We start from the raw sequence: 23,480 nt of genomic DNA, 5'->3' as shown, positions 1-23,480 counted from the left end.
CCTCCCCCTGCTGCGCAGGGGGAGGTTGGGAGGGGGTTGCGCAGGGTCACGCAGAGATCCAGAAGCACCCCACCCCAACCCTCCCCTGCTGCGCAGGGGAGGGAGTTGCTGCCGTCATTTTTCGCCGGCCATGTTGGCGTGGATGATCTGCTTGATCGCCGCATCCGCCTGGGCCAGCTGCTGCTTGTAGATGTCGGTGCTGAAGGCAGGCTGCGAGGGCGTCTGGCGCGCCAGCGTGGGGCCGCTGCGGTCATGCAGGTTGACGTCCACGTTGAGCGACATGCCCAGCCGCAGCGGGTGCTGCTCCAGCTGCCTGGGGTCGGTGAACACCACCCGCACCGGGATGCGCTGCACGATCTTGATCCAGTTGCCGGTGGCGTTCTGCGCCGGCAGCAGCGAGAACGCGCTGCCGGTGCCGATGCCCAGGCTTTCCACCTTGCCGGTGTAGCTCACCGCGCCGCCGTAGACGTCCGATTCGATCTCCACCGGCTGGCCGATGCGCATGTCGGTGAGCTGGGTCTCCTTGAAGTTGGCGTCGATCCACACCTGGTGCAGCGGCACCACCGCCATCAGCGGCGTGCCGGGCTGCACGCGCTGGCCGACCTGTACCGAGCGTTTGGCCACATAGCCGTCCACCGGCGCCAGCAATTGCGTGCGCGCGTCGGCGAGGTAGGCGGCGCGCAGCTGCGCCGCCGCGACCTGCACGTCCGGGTGCGAGGCGACCACGGTGTCGTCGACCAGCACCTTGCTGGTCTGGTACTGCTGCTGGGCGGTGATCAGGGCGTTCTGCGCGGTGGTCAGCGCATCGCTGGCGTGAGCCAGTTCCTCGGCCGAGATCGCGCCGGACTTGGCCAGCGCCACGCGCCGCTGGTAATCGGAGCGCGCCTTGTCCACCGCGGTCTGGCGGGCGGCGACGTCGGCGTGCGCGCCGCTGACGCTGGAATACAGTCCGCGTACCTTGCGCACGGTCAGCGCCAGGTTGGCCTTGGCTTCGGCCAGCGCCACGTCGGCGTCGCTGGGATCGAGTTTCACCAGCACGTCGCCGGCATGCACCAGGTCGCCATCGTCGGCGCCGATGCTGACCACGGTGCCGGGCACCTGCGGGGTGATCTGTACCACGTTGCCGTTGACGTAGGCATCGTCGGTGCTCTCGTACCAGCGCCCGTCGAGGAAGTACCACAGGCCCCAGCCGATGGCGGCGAGCACCACCACCACGCCTAGCGCGCGCAGCAGCACGCCGCGGGATTTCTTCGGCGCCGGCATCGGCGGCCTGGACTCGGCCTTGCTCTCGTTCGAGTCGGGGGAGGGTTGAGCAGACATGGGGGAAGCCTCAGCGATGCGCAAAAGTGGAGGATGACGGTGCCGGCACGTCGGCCTGCGGCTGGTAGCCGCCACCGAGGGCCTGGATCAACTGGATCGAACGGTCGACCTGCTGCGCCTGCAGCGCGGCCACGCCGCGGTCGGCGGCCAGCAGCTGCTGGCGCACGCTGAGTGCCTCCAGGTAGCTGCCCACGCCGGCTTGGTAACGCTGCAGCGCGAGGTCCCACGCCTGCCGCGCGGCAGCCTGCGCGCGCTGCTGGGCGGCGAGTTGCCGCTGCAGCGACTGCGTGGCCGAGACGTCGTCGGCGACCTCGTTCACCGCGCCGACCAGGGTCTGGTTGTACTGCGCCACGGCCAGGTCGTACTGGGCATCCTTGGCCGAGAGGTTGGCGCGCAGCCGGCCGCCGTCGAAGATCGGCAGGCTCAGCGAGGGGCCGAGCTGATAGAAGCGCGCCGGCAGGGTGAACGGGTTGCCGCCGCCGAGCCGGATCACGCCGGCCATCGCGCCGATGCTGATGTTGGGCAGGAACTCGGTCTTGGCCGCCTTGATGTCCTTGCCCGCCGCCTCGGCCCACCAGCGTGCGGCAACCAGGTCGGCGCGATGGCCGATCAGTTCCACCGGCAGGTTGTCCGGCACCGCCAGCTCGGGCGGCGTCAGCACGCGCGGGCGGGCGATCTCGTCGCCGCGATCGGGACCCTTGCCGAGCAGCACGGACAGCGCGGAGCGGGCGGCATCCACCGCGCGGTCGGCCAGCGCGACCGCCTGCTCGTCGGTGGCTACCTCGGCCTCGGCCTGCTTCAGCACGATGCGGTTGTCGATGCCGGCGGTCACGCGTTGCGCGGTGAGCTGCTGCGACTGCTGCGCGCGTTTCAGCTCGCCGGCGGCCAGGTCCTGCTGGGCGAACGCGTAGCCGAGTTGCGCATACGCGCGGGCCACGTTGCCGGACAATTCGATGCGCGCGGCGCGGGCCTCGACCTCGGCCGCGCGTGAGGTACCCAGCGCGGCTTCCCACGCGGCGCGCTTGCCGCCCCACAGGTCCAGGCCCCACTTGAAGCTGCCATAGGCGTAGCTGGCCACGCTGAAATGGCCGCCGCCGGCGTCGGCCGGCATCACCGTGGTCGGGATGCGCGCGCCGGAAACGCTGGCGCCGGCATTCACGCTGGGGCCGCGCGCGGCGTCGGCCAGGCCGGCGGCCGCCTGCGCCGCGCGGGCGCGGGCGTCGGCCACGGCCAGGCCGGGGTTGTCGGCGAGCGCTTCGCGGATCAGCCGATCGAGCTGCGGATCGCCCAGCGCGCTCCACCAGTCGCTGTCGGGCCAGGCGGCGGTGTCGTTCGCGCCGAGATGATGTGCGGCTTTCAGCGAGGCGGGGTCGATCGGCACGCCGTTCGGATGCAGGCCGCCGCTGCTGGCGCACGCGGCCAGCGCGAGGGTCAGCGCGGAAGCAGCCGCAAGAAGATGCAGACGCATGGGGAAATCCAGGGTGAAGGGGGTCAGTTCTTGTCGCGAAGCGCGTGCAGCACGCGTTCCAGGTAGTCGTGCAGTCGGATCTGTTCGGCTTCGTCCAGCGAGCGTTGCGCGGCGCTCAGCACGCGTTCGTTGCAGTCGGTCAGCTGCCGCCAGAGTGAGTCGCCGGCGTCGGTCAGTTCGATCCGCAGGGTGCGGCGGTCCTGCTCATGCCGGCAGCGGCGCAGATAGCCCTTGCGCTCGAGCTGGTCGAGCTGGCGGGTCATCGCGCCACCGTCCAGCTCCACCGAGCGCGCCAGCTCGGTGGCCGACATCGGCCCCAGCCGGGCCAGCCGCTTGATGATCAGGAACTGGGTGAAGCTCAGGCTCAGTCCCTTGGTCGCCAGCTCGGCTTCCATCGCACGCACGATCTCCGCGCGGACCAGGCCGAGCAGGATGCCGAGGCTTTCCCGGGGGGTGCTGAAGGCGAGCGATTCGGTGTTCATGGCCGCGCATTCTATTGCCTGAAGTATGTTTGTCAAGGCAAATATGTATTGCACAGCATTTGCTCGGGCAGGCGTTAACCCGGCATCGCCGTCGCGGCGGACAGTCCGGCCAGCTCGTCGTCCAGCCAGGCGCGCAGCGCCGGGTCGCGCAACTCGAACAATTCGAACACGCCCAATGCGCGCAGCGCCGGGAGTTGCGCCAGCAGCCGCGGCTCCATCTGGCGGCGCACCGGCTCCGGGGTGGCGGGGTCCAGCATCTGGTGGGCACAGGCCACGAAGATCTCCAGGGGAGATGCCAGCGGGTGGGTCTTGGCGGGAAACGGTTCGATCGTCGACATGGGGCGTCCTGGGGAAGGAGGGCCAATACGGTGCAGACGCGCGACGCGCGTGCGACGTGACTGCTGCCGGGGCGGCGGCACGAGGGGGGAATCTGCCGGCCCGAAGTACGCAAGGGTAAACAGCGATGATGCCAAGCTGATAACGTTATTTGGTCAACTTGTATCGAGAATCGGCCATGACCGCCTCCAGCGAACAGACCCACGCCCTGATCGAGCAGGCCGGCGGCCCGGCGCTGATCGCCTATCGACTCGAGCGCGAGGTGATCGGCGACGCCGACGAGGGCAGCCAGGCATTCGACTGGCATCACCATCTGCGTGGACAGTTCTTCTGCGTCGAGAGCGGCGTGGTCCACGTGCACACCGAGCATGGCGCGTGGATGCTGCCGCCGCAGCGCGCGGGCTGGATGCCGCCGGGCGAGCGGCACATGGTCACCGTCAGCGGGGCGATGAGCGGCTGGGGCGCGTTCATCGCCCCGGACATCGATCACGGCCTGCCCGAGGTGGCCTGCGTGATGGGTACCACCGAACTGATGCGCGCGCTGGTACGCCGCGCCAGCGAATGGACCTGGGAGCAGCAACTGGAGCCCGAGCAGGAACGGCTGATGGCCGTGCTGCTCGACGAAATGCGCCGCGCGCCGCGGCAGTCGCTGTACCTGCCGATGCCGCAGGATCGTCGCCTGCTGCGCATCGCCCAGGCCGTGCTGGAACAGCCGCACGACAACCGCGGCCTGACCGAGTGGGCGACCTGGGCCGGGTTGTCCGCGCGCAGCCTGAGCCGCCTGTTCCGTGCCGAGACGGCGCTGAGTTTCGCGCAATGGCGCCAGCAGGCACGGCTCAGCCGCGGACTCGAACACCTGGCCGAAGGCATGCCGGTGGCGGCGGTGGCCGACGCGCTGGGCTACGTCAGCGTCAGCGCCTTCGTGGCGATGTTCCGGCGCAACTTCGGCCAGCCGCCGGCGCGCTACTTTGCGCAGCATCCCGCCGCGGGCTGATCACCGGCGCGTGCACCGGTGAGCCGGTGAGGCGCGGCGAGACGAAAAGCCAGTGCGGTTCCTGCGCAGGCAGCAATCGCACGTGCCGACACCACGCCGCAGGCACGTGGCTCTTCGCGCCTCGGTCCGGCGGGCAGCGCAGGGCCTATCATGGTGGCTGGCAGCGTGCGGCGGGTAACGGAGGCGACGATGCAACATCCCGAGGTGCAGGCGTTCTTCCACGAGCCGAGCCACACCTTCAGCTACGTGGCGTGGGACCCGGCCACGCGCAAGGCCGCGGTGATCGATGCCGCGCTCGACTACGACGCCGCTTCCGGGCGCACCGCGCACGAGGCCGCGCAGAAAATCGTCGCCTTCGTGCGCGAACATGACCTCACGGTCGATTGGGTGATCGACACCCACGTGCACGCCGACCACCTCTCCGCCGCGCCCTGGGTGCAGTCGCAAGTGGGCGGCACGCTGGCGATCGGCGAGCACATCCGCGAAGTCCAGCACGCCTTCGGCGCGCTGTTCAACGCCGGCGACGCGTTCGCCCGCGACGGCAGCCAGTTCGACCACCTGTTCGCCGATGGCGAGGGCTACCGGCTGGGCGACATCGAGGCGCAGGCGATCCACACGCCGGGGCATACGCCGGCGTGCATGACCCACGTGATCGGCGACGCGGCGTTTGTCGGCGACACCTTGTTCATGCCCGACTACGGCACCGCGCGCTGCGATTTCCCCGGCGGCGACGCGGCCACGCTGTACCGTTCGATCCGGCGCATCTTCGCCCTGCCGGACGCCACGCGGATCTTCCTGTGCCACGACTACAAGGCCCCCGGCCGCGACGAGTTCGCGCACCAGACCACGGTGGCGGCCGAACGCCAGGGCAACATCCACGTGCATGACGGCATCGGCGAGGAGGAGTTCGTCGCCATGCGCCGCGCGCGCGATGCCACGCTGAAGGTGCCGCAACTGCTGCTGCCGGCGGTGCAGGTGAACATGCGCGCCGGCCAGTTGCCGCCGGCCGAGGACAATGGCGTGCGCTATCTGAAAATCCCGCTGGACGCGCTGTAGGCGTCCATCCCTTCCTACGGAGCATTGCATGCAGATCCATCCGCTTGCCGGTGCGCTGAGCGTCAGCGCGCAAATCGACGTCGACGACATCGCGGCACTCGCCGCGCAGGGTTTTCGCGGCATCGTCAACAACCGCCCCGACGGCGAGGAACCCGGCCAGCCGGACAATGCCACGCTGGAATCGGCGGCGCGTACCGCCGGCCTGGCCTGGCGGCATATCCCGGTGGCGGGCATGCCGTTCGCGCCGGCTACCTTGCACGAATTCAGCGCGGCGCTGGAGGAACTGCCCGGCCCGCTGCTGGCGTTCTGCCGCAGCGGCACGCGCAGCTGCGCGCTGTGGGCGCTGCAGGCGTCGGGCCCGGCGGACGACATCCTCGCCGCCGCGCGTGCGGCCGGCTACGACCTGTCGATGCTGCGGCCGTGGCTGCGCTGACGGCTTGAGGCGTCGCCGCGCGCGGCGCGACTGATCCGGCGTCGGGCTCGCCTGCCGCTTGCGGCACAATGCGCGCTGTTTGCCGCGGGAGGGTCGAATGTTCTTCGTGCTGTTGAGCGTGCTGTGCAGCGTGGCGGTGTCGGTGTTGCTGAAACTGGCGCGGCGCTGGCGCATCGACGTGGGCCAGGCGATCGCCTGGAACTACGTGGCCACCAGCGCGCTCACCGCGCTGCTGCTGCAGCCGTCGCCGGCGGGCCTGCGCGGTGCCGGCGTACCGTGGCTGGCGCTGGTCGCGCTGGGCATCCTGCTGCCGACGATCTTCCTGGCGCTGGCCGCGGCGGTACGCCACGCCGGCATCGTGCGCAGCGACGCGGCGCAGCGCTTGTCGCTGCTGCTGTCCCTGCTGGCCGCGTTCGTGCTGTTCGGCGAGCAACTCTCCGCGTTCAAGCTCGGCGGCATCGCACTGGGCCTGCTCGCCCTGCTGTGCATGGTCTGGCGCAGCGGGCACGCACCGACGAACGAGGGCGTCGCCGGCTGGCTGTATCCGCTGCTGGTGTTCGCCTGCTTCGGCGTGATCGACATCCTGTTCAAGCGCGTGGCCATTGCCGGCGTGGCGCTGGGCACCTCGCTGCAGGCGATGTTCGCGCTGGCCCTGCTGGTCGCCTTCGCCATGCAGCTGTGGCGACGCGCCCGCGGCACCACCCGCTTCACCGCCCGCAGCGCCATCGCCGGCCTGCTGCTCGGTCTGGCCAACTTCGGCAACATCCTGTTCTACCTGCGCGGCCACCGCGCCCTGCCGCAGCACCCGGCGCTGGTCTTCGCCAGCATGAACATCGGCGTGGTGGCGCTGGGTGCGCTGGTAGGCCTGCTGCTGTTCCGCGAACGGCTGAGCCGACTCAATCTCGCGGGCGTGGCGCTGGCGGCGGTGGCGATCGGGGTGTTGGCGCGCGGCTGACGGATCACTCGCGCTGCTTCATTTCCCGCTCGAGAGTCGGGCGAATGCGCCCGGCGAGGCATTTTCGAAGCGGTCCAGCAGCAACTTCACGAAGGCGGCCACGCGGGCGCTCAGGTGGCGATGCGAGGGATACAGGGCCCAGACTTCGACCGGGTGGTCGGCGAGTACGCCCCAGTCGAGCAGCCGGCCCGCGTCGATGTCGGGCTGGACCAGCGAGCGCGGCATCGCGGCGGCGCCCACGCCGGCGATTACCGCATCGTGGATCATCGCCATCGACGACAGCCGCAACACGGTGCTTGTGGCGATGCGGCGCACGCTGCGCGCGCGACTGAGCTGCCAGGTCGCATCGGACGGCGTGCGCGACAACGTGATCGCGGGCACCACGGCGTCACTTCTTCCCGCTGACCGAGGCAGTGACGGCGCGGCCACGACCACCATCACGTCGCGCAGGAAGCAGCGGCCGGCCAGGTCGGTCGAGGGGTCGGGGTTGGCGCGGATGACCAGGTCGAAATCGTCATCCACCGGATCGACGAAACGATCCTCGGTGACCACTTCCAGCTGCACCTGGGGGTAGGCGAGCGCGTAGTCCGCGGCGATGCGGCCCAGCCCGCGCTGGCCGAACAGCACCGGCGCGCTGATGCGCAGCCTGCCGCGTGGCGTGCCGATGCCTCCGCGCAACACCTCGCCCACTTCGTCGATGTGTTCCAGCAGCGACTGCGTCCGTTCCTGCAGCTCGCGTCCTTCCGGCGTCAGCCGGAGCGTGTGGCCGCCGCGCTCGAACAGGCGCACGCCCAGCGCGTCCTCCAGCTGGCGTACCCGCCGCGACAGCGTGGCCTTGGGTCGGCCGGTGGCCCGGGCGGCGCGGCCGAAACCGCCATGTCGCGCCACGTCGTTGAAATCGGCCAGCGCGAGCAGATCCACGGCTGTTCCATGAATGAGACGAGATGTCCAGATTATGCGGCTATCGGGACGCTTCGTGAAACAGCAGGATGGCGTTGTCCACCACCTCGAAGGAGATCCCCATGAGCATTCTCGTCACCGGCAGCACCGGCACCATCGGCAGCCTCGTCGTTCGCGGGCTGGCCGCGCAGGGCGCCAGCGTCCATGCGCTGACGCGCAACCCGGACCAGGCGTCGTTCCCCGACGGCGTCATCGCGGTCAAGGGCGACATGACCGACATTCCCTCGGTGCGCGCGGCGCTGCAGAACGTCGATACGCTGTTCCTGCTCAATGCCGTGGTCGCCGATGAAGTGACCCAGGCGATCGGCACGCTGAGCCTGGCGCGCGAGGCCGGCATCCGGCGCATAGTGTATCTGTCGGTCCTCAACAGCGATGCCTACACCGACGTGCCGCACTTCACCGGCAAGTACGCGGTGGAACGGATGATCGAGCAGTTCGACCTGCCGGTGACCGTGTTGCGCCCCTCCTACTTCATGCAGAACGACGCGATGCTGCGGGACGGCCTGTTGCAACAGGGCCGTTACGGCATGCCCATCGGCAACGTCGGCGTGGCGATGGTCGACGTGCGCGACATCGCCGAGGTCGCGGTGGCCGCGCTGCTGCGCCGCGCGCGAGCCACGGCGCCGCTGCCGCGCGAGGTGATCGAGATCACTGGTCCGGAGGTGCTGACCGGCGATGCGCTGGCGACGATCTGGTCCGGCGTGCTCGGCAGGCCGGTCACGCCTGCGGGCAACGACCTGGATGCCTGGGAGGCCGTCATGGCCGGCCTCATGCCGTCCTGGTCGGCCTACGATCTGCGCCTGATGCTGGCGCGCTTTCACGTCGACGGCATGCTCGGCAAGTCGAACGCGCTGGAGATTCTCACCGGTCTGCTCGGCCATCCGCCGCGCCGTTACCGCGATCTTGCCGTCGAACTGGCCACGGCGTGGCAGGTGCAGTGAGGTCAGGAGCTGGCGCGGCAGGGGTTCACGAGGGCCATCCGTGCCCCGTTCCGCGTGAACCTCACGGCGTGCGCGATCCCGCATACGCCGCCACGGCAATCATGTCGTCGACGGTGAGCTGCGAAGCCTCCAGCCGCATCGGCGCGGCGGCGGGATTCGAACGCTGGCCAGCGCGGAACAGGAGCAGCTCACGCACGATGTAGGTCGGCGAGCGTCCGGCCAGCGGCGGGATGAGCTCCGTGCCCTGCAGCTTCGCGCCGTGGCAGGACTCGCATGCTGGCGCCGCGCCACTGCCGCTGGCCGCGATCGCCGCGCCACGCGCGATGCTGCCGGGCGGCACGTACGCGATATAGCGGGTACGGTCGCTGTTGTGTCGATAATCATCGAACGACACCGCCACTTCGACGATGCGTTCGCCTATCGACTCGCGCGCTCCACCCTGGTCCGGCCTCTGCACGAAATCTTCCCAGTGCGTTTTCGGCACGCTCGCGCTCTCGATCACGCTCGTGTGCGGCACGAATTCCAGCCGCGAGAAATAGCTGGCGGCGGTCTCAAGGTCCTCGTCGTTGATGCTGCGCGCCTCGTTGGCCATGTCCCGCGTGGTGCGCGATGCACTCGCCCCGCGCTGACCGTGCCGGAATGCGGCCACCTGTTCCAGGATGTATGCCTTGGGCAAACCCGTGATCGACGCGGTCGCGGGAACGCCGGCGCCATTCACCATGTGGCATTCCGCGCACGGCCATGGCCAGCCGGGGTGGCGATCGACGGTGACGATCGGTGGCGCGGCCAAATGGTCCTGCGGAAACCAGTCGGGAACGAAGTGCTCGACGTCCAGTTGCGCCTGCGTGTAGCTGCGCGTGCTGCCCGCCACGTGAATGATTCTGGCCGGGTCGGACTTGGGCGCGTGCGGGTCCGGCGGCGGAAATTGCGGAAACGCCCATGCCTCGGCCGCGCTGATCTGCGCGTCTGGCGATTCGCCGCCGACCGGAGCGCCGGTCGCGACCACCGGGAACACCCGGCACAGAAGAGCCGTGGCGATGAGCGTCGTCCACTTCCTGCCTTCGATTCGCATGGCGTTCCCCTTGCCGGTTGAAAAACCCCACGCTGCGTCGCCGTAAGCCGGCGCTACCGGTCACCGAGCCGGGCGGCCGGGTTCATGAGCAGACAAATGCCTGCGCACCGCGGGCCGGCGTGGGCTTGCACAGGTCCGGCCAGCCGTACTGCTTCCAGTACGCGAGCATGCCGAGGCGTTGCGCAAAGCCCTGGAAGGCGGGATCGCGGCGTGCCTTGCGCGACCACGGTTCCGGCTGCCACAGCCAGTTCAGGTAGGCATCGGACAGGCCGCTGTGGCCGTGCTCATACAGATCGAACGAACGCGCCGGTGCCCCAAGTTGCAGCAGCATGGTCGGCGCCCAGTTGTCGTCGGCGTGCGTGGCGACGATCCGCCATGCGGCCTGGCGTTGCGCGGCATCGCCGTACGTGCCGCGATAGATCTCCTGCAAATCCGCGCGGGAGATCTTCGTGCCCATCTCGCTGGTGGAGTTTGCGAAGTCCCGCGCGGAAGCCTGCACGTCGCCGTGCGCGGCATCATAGAACTCCAGCATCAAGGCGCCGAATGCCGAATCCGTCACGCCGCCGCGATGGATGTAGGCCAGCGCGCCGGCTTGGTCTCCTTCGCGCCAGCGCAACATGCTCTTGTAGAACAGCAGCAAGGGATTGGCTGGATCGTCGACGAGCGTCGCATCGATGCGCGCCTCTGCGGTGCGGGTGCGGCCCATCGCGGCGAACTCGTTGGCAGCCCAGTAGTTGACCGCGGAGTTCTCCGGCGCCAGCTTCAGCGCCTGCTGCATCGGTTCCACCATGGCCGTGTAGTGGCGCTGCGAAAACTGGTTGTAACTGAGCGCTGCATAGGCTTCCGCGTCGCCCGGATCGAGCGCCAAGGCACGATGGGCGGCATCGTCGGAGGTTTTCCAGCTCGCGTTCCAGTCTCCGGCTACATATTGCGGCAGCACCGCGTTGGCCACGGCGAGCTTGGACCAGGCGCGCGCGAAGCCCGGATCGAGGGCCGTCGCCTGCTGCAACAAGGCAATCGCGCGCGGCAGGCTGTCGCCCACGCGGCGATTCACCAGTTCCTGCGCGGTGACGAAATCCGCGTAGGCGTCCGCGCTGCGGGTGGCCACCGGCACCAGCCGCGTGTTGCCGACATCGCCCAGCACCACTTTCAAGTGATCGGTGATCGCCCGGGCGATCCGCTCCTGCAGGTCGAAGATGTTGCTCAAGTTGCCGTCGTAACTCTGCGACCATGCCTCGAAACCGTCGCGGGTGCGGATCAGTTGCACGCTGATCCGCACCGCCTGGCCCTGCGTGCGCACGGAACCTTCCAGCACGTTGGCCACATCCAGTGCCTTGCCGATCGTGCGCAGGTCGGCATTGTGGTTGCCGTAATAGAACGAGGAGGCGCGCCCGGCGACCCGCAGATCCTGCACGCGCGCCAGCGCATTCAACAGTTCCTCGGCCATGCCGGCGGAGAAATAGCCGTGATCGTGGGCGGGACTCAAATCCTCGAACGGCAGCACGGCGATGGACTTTGCCGGAACGATGGCCCCCGGACCGTCGCCCAATCCCGCGCCCTTGCGCCACACAAGCGTATTTGTCAGCAGCAGCACGACCGCGACCAGCAGCACGCCGATGATCCACTTGTCCAGCTTGCGGCCAGTGGCATGCGCGATGGAATCGCCCGCCGCGATCGCGCTCTCGCGCTTCAAGCCTTCAGGCGTGAATTCATAGAACCACGCGAACGCGATCCAGAACGGGAACCCGATCGCCGCCGCAATCAGGAACCAGCGCGTCGCCCAGTCCGGCAAGCCGATCGCCGGGCTGAACTGCGACAGGCCTTGCCCGAACGCCCACACCGCGCCGGCGTACAGCATGCCCGCGCGCCATACGTTGCGGCGCTTGAGTTCGGAGAAAAGTGAAGGCCGGGTGCTCATGGCGTGCCGGATTTCTCTGGCGTGTATGGCAGCTCGATCTTCTGCGCCACCCGGGGCAGCAGCCACCCGACAACCGCGTACGCAGCCGCCACGCGATACACGTGGCGGCGCCTGATCTCTCGCCAGAATCCCCGCTGGGCCATGGGCATGCGCCGAGTCGCGAAAGCGCGTCGTCCCTGCCCGTTCCGCGGCGGCATTCTGGCATAGATCGCGGGGCTTTCCGCTGCCTTCGGCCAGTCCGTGGCCGCGACTTGCACGCAAGTTCCTGCGCAATGACTTCTGGCGGATGAAGGCCGGCCGCGGCGAAGCCTAAGCTCGGCGCTTCGCCTGCCGGATGCCAGCCCATGCGCAAACTTCCCCTCGCCGCGGTGCTTGCCGCGCTGCTGTTCACCTCGACGGCTTTTGCCGGCACGGACAAGAAGGACGACAAGGCCGCGTCCGAGTCCAAGCCGGACGCGGCGCTGGTGCAAGCGCAGTCCTCGACCAGCGAGGGTTCGGTGTCGGTCGAGGGCAAGCGGGTCGACTACAAGGCGGTGGCCGGCACGCTGGTGCTGCATGGCAGCGGCGACAAGGAGGACGAGCCGCAGGTCAGCATGTTCTACGTCGCCTATTTCAAGAAGGGTGTGGAGGCGGGCAAGCGGCCGGTCACCTTCATCTACAACGGCGGTCCCGGCTCGGCCACGGTGTGGCTGCACATGGGTGCGTTCGGGCCCAAGCGGGTGGTCACCAGCGACGACACGCACACGCCGGCGGCGCCGTACCAGCTGGTCAACAACGACTACAGCCTGCTCGATGCCTCCGACGTGGTGTTCATCGACGCGCCCGGCGCGGGCTTCAGCCGGCTGATCGCCAACGACGAGGACAAGGCCAAGCGCGACGAGCAGATGAAGGATCGGCGCAAGGCGATCTACGGCGTCGACGGCGACGCGCATGCCTTTGCCCAGTTCATCACCCGCTTCCTGTCGAAGTACGACCGCTGGAACTCGCCGAAGTACCTGTTCGGCGAAAGCTACGGCACCACCCGCTCGGCGGTGCTGGCCAACATCCTGGAGAACGAGGACAGCGTCGATTTGAACGGCGTGATCCTGCTGTCGCAGATCCTGAGTTTCGACACCAGCATCGACGGGCCGGAGTTCAACCCCGGCATCGACCTGCCCTACGAGCTGGGCCTGCCGACCTTTGCCGCCACCGCGTTCTACCACCACAAGCTGCCGCAGCAGCCGGCGGCGCTGGAGCCGTTCCTGCGCGAGGTGGAGCAGTACGCGATGGGCGACTACGCGCAGGCGCTGATGGCCGGCTCGCGCCTGGACGATGCGCGCAAGCAGGCGGTGGCGGAAAAGCTGCACCAGTACACCGGGCTGCCGGTGGCGTACCTGCTGAAGGCGAACCTGCGCGTCAGCGGCGGCATGTTCGAGCACGAACTGCAGGCCGACGGCGGCACCACCACCGGCCGGCTCGACACGCGCTTCTCGGGCCCGGCGATCGATCCGCTGGGCAAGGACTCCGAATACGATCCGCAATCCTCGGCGATCAGCTCGGCCTACGTGTCCGCCTTCAACGACTACGTGCGGCGCGACCTGAAATTCGGCCAGGGCCGGCAGTACCGGTTGTTTGCCGACATCGACCACTGGGACTTCTCGCACAAGGCGCCGGGCGTGCAGGGCGAGGCACTGCAATCCTCGACCAACGTGATGCCGGACCTGGCGATGGCGATGAAGACCAACCCCGATCTCAAGATCTATCTCAACGGCGGCTACTACGACCTGGCCACGCCGTATTTCGCCGCCGACTACGAGATGCACCACCTGCCGATCCCGGCCAGCCTCGAGGCCAACATCAGCTACTCGTGGTACCCCTCCGGCCACATGGTGTACGCGCACGCGCCGTCGCTGAAGCTGCTGCACGACAACGTCGCCCGCTTCATCGGGCAGACCGACAACGTGAAGTAATCGCGCCGCGCACGCAGGGCGGGCCTTGCCCGCCGCCGTTGCCGTGGAAAGGCACGGGCGGTGCCGCCCTACGGGTATCCCGATGGTCGGCTTTCAGCGCCGCGAGGTGCCGTGCCGCGGCGCGGTCGAACCGCGCACCACCAGCTCCGGACTGAACCCTTCGTTGCGCGTGGTGGTCGGCTCGCCGTTGGCGGCGCGCTGCAGGTCGCCGATCAGGCGTTGCGCGGCATGGCGGGCGATCTCCTCGGTGGCCTGGCGCGCGGTGGTCAGCGCCGGCCAGGACTGCTTGGAGAACGGGCTGTCCTCGAAGCCGGCGATGGAGAGCTCGTAGGGCACGTTGATGCCGTCCGAGTGCGCCGCGGCCAGCACGCCGGCGGCGATCTCGTCGTTGGAGCCGAAGATCGCTGTGGGCCGGTCCTTCAGTGCCAGCAGCTTGCGCGCGCCGCGGAAGCCGTCGTCGAAGGTGAAGTCGCCGGGCAGGATCAGCTTGCGGTCCAGCGCGATGCCGTAATCCTTCAGCGCATCCTCGTAGCCCTGGTAGCGCTCCGGGCTGGAGCGGTGCTCGCGCCCGCCCCACAGGAAGCCGATGCGCTGGTGGCCGAGCTGGATCAGGTGCTCGGTGATCGCGTAGGCGGCGTCGCGGTCGTCCACGTAGACGCAGGGGTAGCCGTCCTGCGGATCCTTGCGCGCGGAGATGATGCGGATGAAGGGGATCCTGGCCTCGCTCAGGGCGCGAATCAGTTCGGGCTGCTCGGACATCGGCGGCGCCAGCACCAGCCCGGCCAGGTGCGAGCGGCGCACCAGCGTGCACAGCTCCTCGGCCAGCTTGGGCGAGGAGGAATCGCAGGGATGGATCTGCAGGCCGAAGCCGCTGGAGCGGCACACCGACAGCACGCCGCGCTGCAGGTTGATGATGTAGTGCGCGTTGGGGTTGTCGTAGACGAGGCCAATCGCATAGGCGCGCGTGCTGCGCAGGCTGCGCGCGGTGGGATCGGGCTGGTAGCCGAGCGCGTCGATCGCCTGTTGCACCCGCTCGCGCGTGCGCGCATGCACCGAGGGCTCGTTGTTGATGACGCGCGACACCGTCTTCAGCGAGACGCCGGCGCGCTCGGCGACGTCCTTGATGGTGGCACTGCGCACCGGCAACCTCATGCATCGTGATGGAAAGCGCCCCGCGGGAACGCGGGGCGGCGAGCGCATGCTAGCGCATGCGGGTCAGCCACGCGCCTGGCCAGCGCGATGCCCGACCAGGCCGTAGTAGAGGATGTACAGGTAGCACGGCGCCATCACGCCGAGGAACGCCCACTGGAAGTCGACGTACTGCTTCAGGTGCACGTACACCTGCGGGATCAGCGCGCCGCCCACGATGCCCATGATCAGCAGCGCCGAAGCCGCCTCGGTGTGCCGGCCCAGGCCCTTGATCGCCAGCGGGAAGATCGCCGGCCACATCATCGCGTTGGCGAAACCCAGCGCCGCGACGAAGGCCACCGAGACATAGCCATGGGTGGCGAACGCGCCCACGGTGAACGCCACGCCCAGCACCGCCGACACCGCGAGGTAGCGCTGCTGCGAGATGAAGCGCGGGATCACCAGCAGGCCCACGATGTAGCCGGCCAGCATGCCCAGCATGGTGTACGAGGTGAAATGCCTGGTCGCGTCCAGCGGCAGGCCGAAGCTCTGGCCGTAGATGCCGATGGCGTCGCCGGCCATCACCTCCACGCCCACGTACAGGAACAGGCACAGCACGCCAAGCCACAGGTGCGGGAAGCCGAAGATGCTGCCGCCGCGGTGGCCGATCGCATGCTCGTCGTTGGCGCCGGACGGCTTCACCTCCGGCAGCGACGAGCGCACCACCCAGATCGCCAGCAGCACCAGCAGCGCGGCCATCACCATGTACGGCCAGTACACGCGGGCAGCGAAGCTGTCCAGCAGTGCATCGCGCGCAGCCGGCGAGGGCGCGGTCTTCACCTGTTGCTCCAGGCTGTCGATGCCGCTCAGCACCAGCGCGCCGAACACGAACGGCGCCAGCGCGCCGGCCACCTTGTTGCAGATGCCCATGAAGGCGATGCGCTGCGCGGCGCTGTCGATCGGGCCGAGGATGCTGATGTACGGATTCGACGCGGTCTGCAGCAGCGACAGTCCGGCGCCGATCACGAACAGCCCGACCAGCGCGCCGTGGTACACGCGCATGTTGATGAACTCGCCGAACAGCACGGCGCCGATCGCCATCACGAACAGGCCCAGCGCCATGCCGCGTTTCATGCCGGTGCGCCGCAGCACCACCGACGAGGGCAGTGCCAGGCAGAAGTACGACAGGTAGAACGCCACCGGGATCAGGAAGGCGCTGACGTCGTCGAGGTCGAAGGCCAGCTTGACGAAGATCGTCAGCGGCCCGTTGAGCCAGGTGACGAAGCCGAAGATGAAGAACAGCACGCCGATGATCAGCATCGGCCCGAGTTGACTGCGCTGGGACGGCGTGGCCGCCAGTGTGGTGCTCATGGACAAGAGATTCTCCCCGGGTGCCGTGCCGCGCCGGCGCCGATGGGGCGCCGCCGTCGGCAATGTCTCCTTATTCCGCAAAAAGTGCAACGTTGTCAATCCGCGTCCGGAAAGTGCTGCCGATCGGGCTGCTGCGGCATCGGCCTGGCCGTCCTCGCCGGAGCGTTCATGCGGCAGTGCACGACGCCCGATGACGGCACTGCCGATGGCGGAATAGCGACTGTTTCTGCGCTTCAAGCGCCTTGCTGAAGGAGGTTCGCAGCCTGTCATGACAGCTATGCTGCGGTGCCACAGGGCGCGCGTGAAAATTCTGCCGTCGATGTGTTGACAACGTTGTCATTCTGGCCACAGACTCGGCCAAAAGCAGGTCAGCATCCGGCCGCGGCGAGGGTGTCGCCGCCCATCGCCGGGACGCGCCGGGATCACGGGAGATCGCCAGTGGGGGAAGTCGCCAACCAGCGCCATGCCGCGTCGCCGTCGCCGGCCGAGCCGGTTGGCGCGACGTCGTCGATGCAGGCGTCCGCGCTGTCGGCCTCGGCGGGCGAGCCGGGCCAGCCGTTCCTGGCCGCCGACATCGGCGGCACGCACGCGCGCATCGGCCTGGTCAACGCGCGTGGCGACGCTCGCCAGCCGGTCCGCGTGCTGCACTTCCATCGCTACGCCTGCGCGGACTGGCCCGATCTCGCCGCGATGCTGCGCGACTTCGTGGCGCAGCTGGCGCACACGCCGCATGCGGCCGCGGCCGCCGACATCCGCGAATGCGCGGTGGCCTGTGCCGGCTACGTGCTGGACGACGCGATCGTCAACGGCAACCTGGCCTGGCCGGTGTCGATCAGCGCGATCCGCGACGCGCTGGGCATCCGGCAACTGGCCGTCATCAACGACTTCGAGGCGGTGGCCTACGCCACCCAGTTCCTCGACGCGGCCGAGACCCGCTGCATCATCGAGGCACCACCGCCGCCGCCCGGGCCGGTGCTGGTGATGGGGCCGGGCACCGGGCTGGGTTCGGCGGTGCTGCTGCCGGGCTCGCCGCGGGCCCGCGTGCTGGCCACCGAAGCGGGACAGATCTCGCTGGCGCCGGGCACCGAGCGGGAGATCGAGATCCTGCGCCTGCTGCGCCGCGAGCGCAGCCATGTCTCGTTCGAGGATGCGCTGTCCGGGCCGGGCCTGCTCAAGCTGTACCGCGCGCTGGCCGAACTGCATGGCGCCGCGCCGCGCTGGAGCACGCCGGCCGAAGTCACCGCCGCGGCGCTGGAAGGCCGCGACCCGGTCGCCCGCGAAGTGCTGGAGATCTTCTGCGGCCTGCTCGGCAGCTTCGTCGGCGACCTCGGCCTGCTCTACGGCGCCCGCGCGATCTACCTCGCCGGCGGCATCCTGCCGCGCATCCACGACTTCCTGCTGGCGAGCACGTTCGCCGAGCGCTACTTCAACAAGGGCGTGATGCGGGCGTGGCTGCAACAGGTTCCGGTTCGACTGATCGAGCACGGCCAGCTTGGTGTCATCGGCGCCGCAAGCTGGTTTCTGGATGAAGGGCGCAGCCCCAGGCAGGGAGCATGAGATGAGCCCGATCCCGCACCACGGCGCCACGCCCACCGTCGCTGTCCGCTGTCCATCACCACCACGCGTCACCCACAGTCCGCGACCGCATCCACGCCGGTCCTGATTCGATCCAGCCTCTTGAGGGGAGGAACACCATGAACCATCGCAAGACATTGCTCGCCGCCAGCATCATCACCGGTCTGTGCGTCTCCGGTGCGTTGTTTGCGCAGGACGGCGCGGCTGCGGCCGACGCCAGCCAACCGAAAAAAGCCGAAGTCAAGGAACTGGCCACGGTGACCGTCGTCGGCATCCGCGACAGCGAGGCCGAGTCGCTGGCGCTGAAGAAGGCCGCCGATGCGCACGTCGAGGTGGTCACCGCCGAGGACATCGGCAAGCTGCCGGCCAAGAACGTGGCCGACACGCTGCAGCGACTGCCCGGCGTCAGCGTCGGCACCTCCAGCGCGGGCGAAGGCGGCTTCGACGAGAACGACCGCGTCAGCCTGCGCGGCACCGCGCCCAGCATGACCCAGACCCTGGTCGACGGCCACAACATCGGCACCGGCGACTGGTTCGTGCTCAACCAGACCGCCACCGTGGGCCGCAGCGTCAGCTACAGCCTGCTGCCGGCGGAGATCGTCAGCGAAGTGGTGGTGAACAAGACCTCCGAGGCGCGCCTGGTCGAGGGCGGCGCGGCCGGCACGGTCAACATCATCACCCGCAAGCCGCTGCAGTTCGACAAGCCGGTGACCGTGCACGCCTCCGTGGGCGGCGTCTACTCCGACCTGCCCGGTACCACCAAGCCGCAGTTCAGCGGCCTGTTCAACTGGAAGAACGACGCCAACACCTTCGGCGTGATGGCGCAGGCGTTCTACGAGGAGCGCAGCCTGCAGCGCAATGGCCAGGAAGTGCTCGGCCTCGAAAAGCTGGCCCCCACCGACGCCATCGTCGCCGCCCATCCGGACCTCAACGGGGTCTACTTCCCCAGCCTGATCGGCAACGTGCTGTTCACCCAGAAGCGCAAGCGCACCGGCGGTTCGGTCGACGTGCAGTTCAAGCCGACCGACAACGTCACGGTCAACTTGAACGGCTTCTACAGCAAGCTCAAGGCCGACAACTTCAACCGCAACTACATGATGTGGGCCACCCACTTCGTGCACGGCGCCACCAACCTCGAACCCGGCTACGTCGTCGACAACAACACGCTGACCCATGCCTCGTTCTCGCCCAGCAACGACGCGATGAACTACGGCATCTACGACCAGATCTCGCGCGAGGCCTCGTCCTCGACCCGCTTCTTCACCGCCGATGTCGACTGGCGCGCGACGGACAGCTTGAGCTTCACGGCCCAGGTCGGCACCACCAAGGGCGAAGGCTCCAGCCCGAAGCAGGACGTGCTGGAACTGAACACCGCGCCGGGCACCGGCGCCGCGTGGGATTTCCGCGGCACCGGCAAGCCGGTCAACTGGTCGCTGGGTCCCGACAACAGCTCGCCGGCGGCCTCGGGCGTCAGCGCCAACTGGATCTTCGGCGAGGGCGGCATCAACGTCGAGGACAAGGAGAACTGGGGCAAGATCGACGGCGAGCTGGACTTCGACGACAGCACGCTGGCCTCGCTGCAGTTCGGCGTGCGCTACGCCGACCACACGCGCGAGAACCCGTATGCGTTCGCGCAGGGCCCGAACGGCGGCGACTGGAGCAACCCGGCCAATTTCCCGGCCAGCTTCGGCCATTACCCGGGTGATTTCGGCAGCTCGCTGGGCGGCTCGTTCCCGACCAACATCTGGTACTACTCGCAGGCCGACCTGGCCGCCTACGACTCCAAGTACGCCAACCGCGGCCCGGAGCGGCTGTACCCGAACGACATCTACAAGGTGAACGAGAAGGACGGCGCGATCTACCTGCAGGCCAACTTCATCGGCGACCGCTGGAGCGGCAACGTGGGCGTGCGCTACGTGCACACCAAGCAGGCGGTGAACTACACCAGCACCTCGCCGCAGGAAACCGAAGTGGAAGGCCCGATCCTCGGCTCGGCGTTCTTCCCGGCCGGCTACTACTGGAACACCAACAACGCCAGCTACAGCAAGGCGCTGCCCAGCGCCAACCTGAAGTTCAACCTGACCGACGACGTGCTGGCGCGCGTGGCGGTGTCGCAGACGCTGACCCGCCCCGACTACTCGGCACTGGCCGGCACCGTGTCGCTGGATGACACCGGCCACACCGGCAGCGGCGGCAACCCGAACCTGAAGCCGCTGATCTCGACCAACTTCGACGCGGCCCTGGAGTGGTACTTCGCGCCGCGCGGCCTGTTGTCGGCCGGCGTGTACGAGATGTCGCTGCAGAACTACGTCACCTTCGCTTCCGAGTCGCGCCTGTACAAGGACATGCCGGCCAGCACGGCGGCGGGGCACGATGTCTACTCGGCCTATCAGGTGAACATCCCCAGCAACGTCGACGGCAAGGTGCGCGGCGTGGAGTTGAACTACCAGCAGCCGATCGGCGACAACTTCGGCGTCGCGCTGAACTACACCTACGCCACCGGCAACGCCGACAACGGGCAGGACCTGCAGGGCACCTCGAAGAACACCGCCAACGCATCGGCCTTCTTCGAAAACGACAAGTTCAACGCGCGGGTGAGCTACACCTACCGCTCGTCGTACTTCGCCGGCCCGGATCGCGGCGGCTTCTTCTACATGCAGGGCACCGGCTACCTGTCCGCGTCGCTGGGCTACAGCATCAACGACTGGATGTCGGTGTCGCTGGACGGCCTCAACCTCAACAGCCCGAAACTGCGCTACTACGTCAAGGGCGACGGTTACGGCATCCAGCCGCGTTCGACCTACATCAACGGTCGCCAGTACTACCTGAACCTCCGCTTCAAGTTCTGAAGCTGCACCGCGGCATGGCGCGCCAGGGACGGCGCGTCGACACCCTCCCCGTGCGGGCCCCGGCATTGGTTGGCGGGCCCGCTTTTTTTTGGCGTGGCATGGTGGCCCTGCGTGGCACCATGCGAACGCGCACCGGAGAATGCGGATGACTCGTCGATGCTTGCCGACCCTGTATTGCCTGCTCGCGCTGCTCATGCTGTTGCCGCTGCCGCCGGCAAGCGCGACGGCCGCACCGCCTTCGCTGATTCCGCTGCCCGTGCAGCTTGTGCCGGGCGACGGCAGCTTCCGTGTCGATGCCGCCACCGCCATCGTGGTGGCCGACCATGACCCGGCCACCACGCAGGCCGCGCACTACCTGGTCGACCTGCTCTCGCGCACGCGCGGCCTGACGCTGCAGCTTGGCGGCGGCGCGGCGCACGCCATCGTGCTGCAACGCGATCCGCGCGCGCCGGTGGCGCAGGCCGGCGGCTACGCGCTCGATGTCGACGGCCAGGGCATCCGCGTCCGCGCGCGCGACGATGCCGGCCTGTTCCACGGCGTGGTCACCCTGTACCAGTTGCTCACGCCCGATGCCACGCGCGGCGCGGTGGACGTGCCGGCGCTGTCCATCCGCGACTGGCCGCGCTTCGCCTGGCGCGGCGTGATGCTCGATTCGGTGCGGCATTTCCAGAGCGTGGCCGAGGTCAAGGCCCTGCTCGACCAGATGGCCCAGCACAAGCTCGACGTGCTGCACTGGCATCTCACCGACGACCAGGGCTGGCGCATCCAGATCAGGCGCTTTCCCGAGCTGACCAGGATCGGCGCCTGGCGCGCGCCGCCGGGTGCGGGCAAGGATGGCGAGCCGCAGCGCTACGGCGGTTTCTACACCCAGGACGAGATCCGCGACGTGGTGGCGTACGCCGCCGCGCGCCACATCACCATCGTGCCGGAGCTGGACATGCCCGGCCACGCGCAGGCCGCGGTGGCCTCGTACCCGCGGCTCGGTGTCACCGGCAAGCGGCCCGGGGTGTCCGTCGACTGGGGCGTGAACCCGTATCTGTACAACGTCGACGATGCCACCTTCAGCTTCATCGACCACGTGCTGGACGAGGTGATGGCGCTGTTCCCGTCCACCTATATCCACGTCGGCGGCGACGAGGCGATCAAGGATCAATGGCAGGCGTCGCCCGCGGTGCAGGCGAAGATGCGTGCGCTCGGCATCCGCGACGAGAACACCTTGCAGGGCTGGTTCATCGGCCGCATCGGCCAGTACCTGCAGCAGCACGGGCGCAAGCTGATCGGCTGGGACGAGATCCTCGAAGGCGACAAGCTGCCTGCCGACGCGACCGTGATGTCCTGGCGCGGCATCGACGGCGCCATCAAGGCGGCGCTGCTCGGCCATGACGTGGTGATGTCGCCCGCGCCGGACCTCTATTTCGACCACGTGCAGGGCGCGCTGGCCGACGAATACGCCGGCCGTCTCGGCGTGGAATCGCTGCAGGACGTGTACGGCTTCCAGGCCATTCCCGGCGTGCTCGACGCGCGCCAGGCGAAACACGTGCTGGGCGTGCAGGCCAACTTCTGGACCGAGCACATGCCCAGCTTCGCCCACGTGGAACATGCCGCCTTCCCGCGGCTGGATGCGCTGGCCGAAGTCGCCTGGTCGCCGGACGCCCGCCGCGACTGGCCCGGCTTCCTGGCCCGCCTGCCCGCACAGCTGGCGCGTTACCGCGTGCAGCAGATTCCCTACGCCGACAGCGCCTTCGCGGTGGACATCACCACCGACCGCAACGTGGCGCTGGCCACCGGCCGCGCCACGGTGACGCTGGCCAGCCAGACCGGTTTCGGCGCGATCCGCTACACGCTCGACGGCAGCGCGCCCACGCCGGTCTCGCCGCGCTACGAGGCGCCGTTCGACGTGACCCTGCCGGTGACCGTACGCGCCGCCAGCTTCGCCGCCGACGGCAGCGCGCTGGCCGCGCCGCGCCAGCGCGTGCTCAGCCGCGCAGCGCTGCTCAGCCTGCCTGGCAACACCTTGCCCAACTGCCCCGGCAGCGACTTCCGCCTGCGCGTACAGCCCATGCCCGACGCTGCGAGTACCCAGCCGGTCTACGCGGTGAACGTCTTCGACAGTTGCCAGCGGTTCCCCGACACGCGCATGGACGGCGTCACGGCGATCCACGTCGACGCCGTGCGCCTGCCGCGCAACTTCGCACTGGCGCACGAGCAGAAGCTGGTGGTGTCGCGCCCGCACGCCGCGCCGTTCGGCGAACTGGTGGTGCATGCCGATCGTTGCGACGGCCCGGTGCTGGCCTCGATGCCGCTGCCCGATCCCGCACGCAGCCCGCGCCGCTTCAAGCTCGACGCGAAGCTGCCCGCGCGAACCGGCGAGCACGGCCTGTGCCTGATCTACACCGCGCCGATCGACGGCGCGCTGTATGCGCTGGAGAAGGTGAGCCTCGGAGCGGCGGAGCGGTGACCGCGCCTGCGGGGCACCTGCGCTCGCTGGGCGCGCTGCGCGGCTGCACGGTGGCGGCGATGTTGCCGGTCAACGACCCGGGCGACCGGGGCCACGTGTACTGGCCGCGGGAGCATGCGGCGTGGCACGGCTGCACGCCGACCGACCCGATCTTCCCGTTCTTCCCGTTCGTGGTCGGCGTGTCGGTGTGGCTGCTGGTGTGGGCGATGGATCGG

The 23,480-nt window shown here is 68.8% G+C and carries 18 protein-coding genes and 1 pseudogene; 10 read left to right on the top strand and 9 right to left on the bottom strand.

Going from position 1 to position 23,480, the window contains the following annotated elements; all coding sequences use genetic code 11:
- Positions 1-114: 114 nt before the first annotated feature.
- The 4 genes from B1991_RS05585 to B1991_RS05570 all read right to left on the bottom strand — a co-directional run bounded on the left by B1991_RS05585 (position 115) and on the right by B1991_RS05570 (position 3,608).
- Positions 115-1,320: an HlyD/EmrA/EmrK family protein gene (locus B1991_RS05585; RefSeq protein ID WP_136257730.1), complete on the bottom strand. Its 1,206-nt coding sequence runs from the start codon at positions 1,318-1,320 to the stop codon at positions 115-117.
- A gap of 10 nt (positions 1,321-1,330) precedes the next feature.
- On the bottom strand, positions 1,331-2,788 hold the full coding sequence (locus tag B1991_RS05580; RefSeq protein ID WP_136257729.1) for an efflux transporter outer membrane subunit: 1,458 nt from the start codon (positions 2,786-2,788) through the stop codon (positions 1,331-1,333).
- A gap of 23 nt (positions 2,789-2,811) precedes the next feature.
- On the bottom strand, positions 2,812-3,270 hold the full coding sequence (locus tag B1991_RS05575) for a MarR family winged helix-turn-helix transcriptional regulator (protein ID WP_136257728.1): 459 nt from the start codon (positions 3,268-3,270) through the stop codon (positions 2,812-2,814).
- A gap of 74 nt (positions 3,271-3,344) precedes the next feature.
- On the bottom strand, positions 3,345-3,608 hold the full coding sequence (locus B1991_RS05570) for a hypothetical protein (protein WP_136257727.1): 264 nt from the start codon (positions 3,606-3,608) through the stop codon (positions 3,345-3,347).
- Between the two features lie 176 nt (positions 3,609-3,784).
- Here B1991_RS05570 and B1991_RS05565 point away from each other — a divergent pair, with 176 nt between their 5' ends.
- The 4 genes from B1991_RS05565 (at position 3,785) to B1991_RS05550 (ending at position 7,044) form a co-directional block, all read left to right on the top strand.
- Positions 3,785-4,600 (top strand): AraC family transcriptional regulator, encoded by an 816-nt coding sequence (locus B1991_RS05565; protein WP_136257726.1) that lies wholly within the window; start codon positions 3,785-3,787, stop codon positions 4,598-4,600.
- 189 nt (positions 4,601-4,789) lie between these two features.
- Positions 4,790-5,656 carry an MBL fold metallo-hydrolase gene (locus B1991_RS05560; protein WP_136257725.1) on the top strand — a complete coding sequence of 289 codons (867 nt, stop codon included), beginning with the start codon at positions 4,790-4,792 and terminating at the stop codon, positions 5,654-5,656.
- Between the two features lie 28 nt (positions 5,657-5,684).
- On the top strand, positions 5,685-6,089 hold the full coding sequence (locus B1991_RS05555; protein ID WP_136257724.1) for a protein tyrosine phosphatase family protein: 405 nt from the start codon (positions 5,685-5,687) through the stop codon (positions 6,087-6,089).
- A gap of 97 nt (positions 6,090-6,186) precedes the next feature.
- Positions 6,187-7,044 (top strand): EamA family transporter, encoded by an 858-nt coding sequence (locus tag B1991_RS05550; protein ID WP_136257723.1) that lies wholly within the window; start codon positions 6,187-6,189, stop codon positions 7,042-7,044.
- 18 nt (positions 7,045-7,062) lie between these two features.
- On the opposite strand, the gene B1991_RS05545 is transcribed toward B1991_RS05550, so the two are convergent.
- Positions 7,063-7,965 (bottom strand): LysR family transcriptional regulator, encoded by a 903-nt coding sequence (locus tag B1991_RS05545; RefSeq protein WP_136257722.1) that lies wholly within the window; start codon positions 7,963-7,965, stop codon positions 7,063-7,065.
- A 101-nt stretch (positions 7,966-8,066) separates the two neighbouring features.
- On the opposite strand from B1991_RS05545, the gene B1991_RS05540 reads away from it, so the two are divergent.
- On the top strand, positions 8,067-8,945 hold the full coding sequence (locus B1991_RS05540; protein ID WP_136257721.1) for an SDR family oxidoreductase: 879 nt from the start codon (positions 8,067-8,069) through the stop codon (positions 8,943-8,945).
- A 61-nt stretch (positions 8,946-9,006) separates the two neighbouring features.
- Here the strand turns inward: B1991_RS05540 and B1991_RS05535 are convergent, their stop codons facing one another.
- Together B1991_RS05535 and B1991_RS05530 are read right to left on the bottom strand one after the other, a co-directional pair.
- Positions 9,007-10,017 carry a c-type cytochrome gene (locus tag B1991_RS05535; protein WP_136257720.1) on the bottom strand — a complete coding sequence of 337 codons (1,011 nt, stop codon included), beginning with the start codon at positions 10,015-10,017 and terminating at the stop codon, positions 9,007-9,009.
- 82 nt (positions 10,018-10,099) lie between these two features.
- Positions 10,100-11,935, bottom strand: a complete 1,836-nt coding sequence (locus B1991_RS05530; RefSeq protein WP_136257719.1) for a hypothetical protein — start codon at positions 11,933-11,935, stop codon at positions 10,100-10,102.
- A gap of 344 nt (positions 11,936-12,279) precedes the next feature.
- Here B1991_RS05530 and B1991_RS05525 point away from each other — a divergent pair, with 344 nt between their 5' ends.
- Positions 12,280-13,884: a S10 family peptidase gene (locus B1991_RS05525; RefSeq protein WP_136257718.1), complete on the top strand. Its 1,605-nt coding sequence runs from the start codon at positions 12,280-12,282 to the stop codon at positions 13,882-13,884.
- A 93-nt stretch (positions 13,885-13,977) separates the two neighbouring features.
- Here the strand turns inward: B1991_RS05525 and B1991_RS05520 are convergent, their stop codons facing one another.
- Both B1991_RS05520 and B1991_RS05515 read right to left on the bottom strand, forming a co-directional pair.
- On the bottom strand, positions 13,978-15,024 hold the full coding sequence (locus B1991_RS05520) for a LacI family DNA-binding transcriptional regulator (protein WP_136257717.1): 1,047 nt from the start codon (positions 15,022-15,024) through the stop codon (positions 13,978-13,980).
- Between the two features lie 75 nt (positions 15,025-15,099).
- Positions 15,100-16,383 carry a sugar MFS transporter gene (locus B1991_RS05515; RefSeq protein WP_136257716.1) on the bottom strand — a complete coding sequence of 428 codons (1,284 nt, stop codon included), beginning with the start codon at positions 16,381-16,383 and terminating at the stop codon, positions 15,100-15,102.
- A gap of 438 nt (positions 16,384-16,821) precedes the next feature.
- Here B1991_RS05515 and glk point away from each other — a divergent pair, with 438 nt between their 5' ends.
- The 4 genes and pseudogenes from glk to B1991_RS05495 all read left to right on the top strand — a co-directional run.
- On the top strand, positions 16,822-17,940 hold the full coding sequence (gene glk, locus B1991_RS05510; protein WP_136257715.1) for a glucokinase: 1,119 nt from the start codon (positions 16,822-16,824) through the stop codon (positions 17,938-17,940).
- 137 nt (positions 17,941-18,077) lie between these two features.
- Positions 18,078-20,807 carry a TonB-dependent receptor gene (locus tag B1991_RS05505; protein WP_136257714.1) on the top strand — a complete coding sequence of 910 codons (2,730 nt, stop codon included), beginning with the start codon at positions 18,078-18,080 and terminating at the stop codon, positions 20,805-20,807.
- Between the two features lie 145 nt (positions 20,808-20,952).
- Positions 20,953-23,265: a beta-N-acetylhexosaminidase gene (locus B1991_RS05500; protein ID WP_136257713.1), complete on the top strand. Its 2,313-nt coding sequence runs from the start codon at positions 20,953-20,955 to the stop codon at positions 23,263-23,265.
- A 59-nt stretch (positions 23,266-23,324) separates the two neighbouring features.
- Positions 23,325-23,453, top strand: a pseudogene (locus B1991_RS05495) (DUF5009 domain-containing protein); the annotation flags it as partial.
- Between the last annotated feature and the right edge of the window lie 27 nt (positions 23,454-23,480).

Origin of the sequence: Rhodanobacter lindaniclasticus (genome assembly GCF_004799035.1) — a bacterium.
Classification (GTDB): domain Bacteria; phylum Pseudomonadota; class Gammaproteobacteria; order Xanthomonadales; family Rhodanobacteraceae; genus Rhodanobacter; species Rhodanobacter lindaniclasticus.
The sequence above is the reverse complement of the archived record's forward strand: the minus strand, read 5'-3'. Positions and strand labels throughout refer to the sequence as shown.

Bases quoted from the DNA above. Each gene is read 5' to 3' on its own strand.
- B1991_RS05585 (WP_136257730.1), bottom strand. From the start codon at position 1,320: ATGTCTGCTCAACCCTCCCCCGACTCGAACGAGAGCAAGGCCGAGTCC.
- B1991_RS05580 (WP_136257729.1), bottom strand. From the start codon at position 2,788: ATGCGTCTGCATCTTCTTGCGGCTGCTTCCGCGCTGACCCTCGCGCTG.
- B1991_RS05575 (WP_136257728.1), bottom strand. From the start codon at position 3,270: ATGAACACCGAATCGCTCGCCTTCAGCACCCCCCGGGAAAGCCTCGGC.
- B1991_RS05570 (WP_136257727.1), bottom strand. From the start codon at position 3,608: ATGTCGACGATCGAACCGTTTCCCGCCAAGACCCACCCGCTGGCATCT.
- B1991_RS05565 (WP_136257726.1), top strand. From the start codon at position 3,785: ATGACCGCCTCCAGCGAACAGACCCACGCCCTGATCGAGCAGGCCGGC.
- B1991_RS05560 (WP_136257725.1), top strand. From the start codon at position 4,790: ATGCAACATCCCGAGGTGCAGGCGTTCTTCCACGAGCCGAGCCACACC.
- B1991_RS05555 (WP_136257724.1), top strand. From the start codon at position 5,685: ATGCAGATCCATCCGCTTGCCGGTGCGCTGAGCGTCAGCGCGCAAATC.
- B1991_RS05550 (WP_136257723.1), top strand. From the start codon at position 6,187: ATGTTCTTCGTGCTGTTGAGCGTGCTGTGCAGCGTGGCGGTGTCGGTG.
- B1991_RS05540 (WP_136257721.1), top strand. From the start codon at position 8,067: ATGAGCATTCTCGTCACCGGCAGCACCGGCACCATCGGCAGCCTCGTC.
- B1991_RS05535 (WP_136257720.1), bottom strand. From the start codon at position 10,017: ATGCGAATCGAAGGCAGGAAGTGGACGACGCTCATCGCCACGGCTCTT.
- B1991_RS05530 (WP_136257719.1), bottom strand. From the start codon at position 11,935: ATGAGCACCCGGCCTTCACTTTTCTCCGAACTCAAGCGCCGCAACGTA.
- B1991_RS05525 (WP_136257718.1), top strand. From the start codon at position 12,280: ATGCGCAAACTTCCCCTCGCCGCGGTGCTTGCCGCGCTGCTGTTCACC.
- B1991_RS05515 (WP_136257716.1), bottom strand. From the start codon at position 16,383: ATGAGCACCACACTGGCGGCCACGCCGTCCCAGCGCAGTCAACTCGGG.
- B1991_RS05505 (WP_136257714.1), top strand. From the start codon at position 18,078: ATGAACCATCGCAAGACATTGCTCGCCGCCAGCATCATCACCGGTCTG.
- B1991_RS05500 (WP_136257713.1), top strand. From the start codon at position 20,953: ATGACTCGTCGATGCTTGCCGACCCTGTATTGCCTGCTCGCGCTGCTC.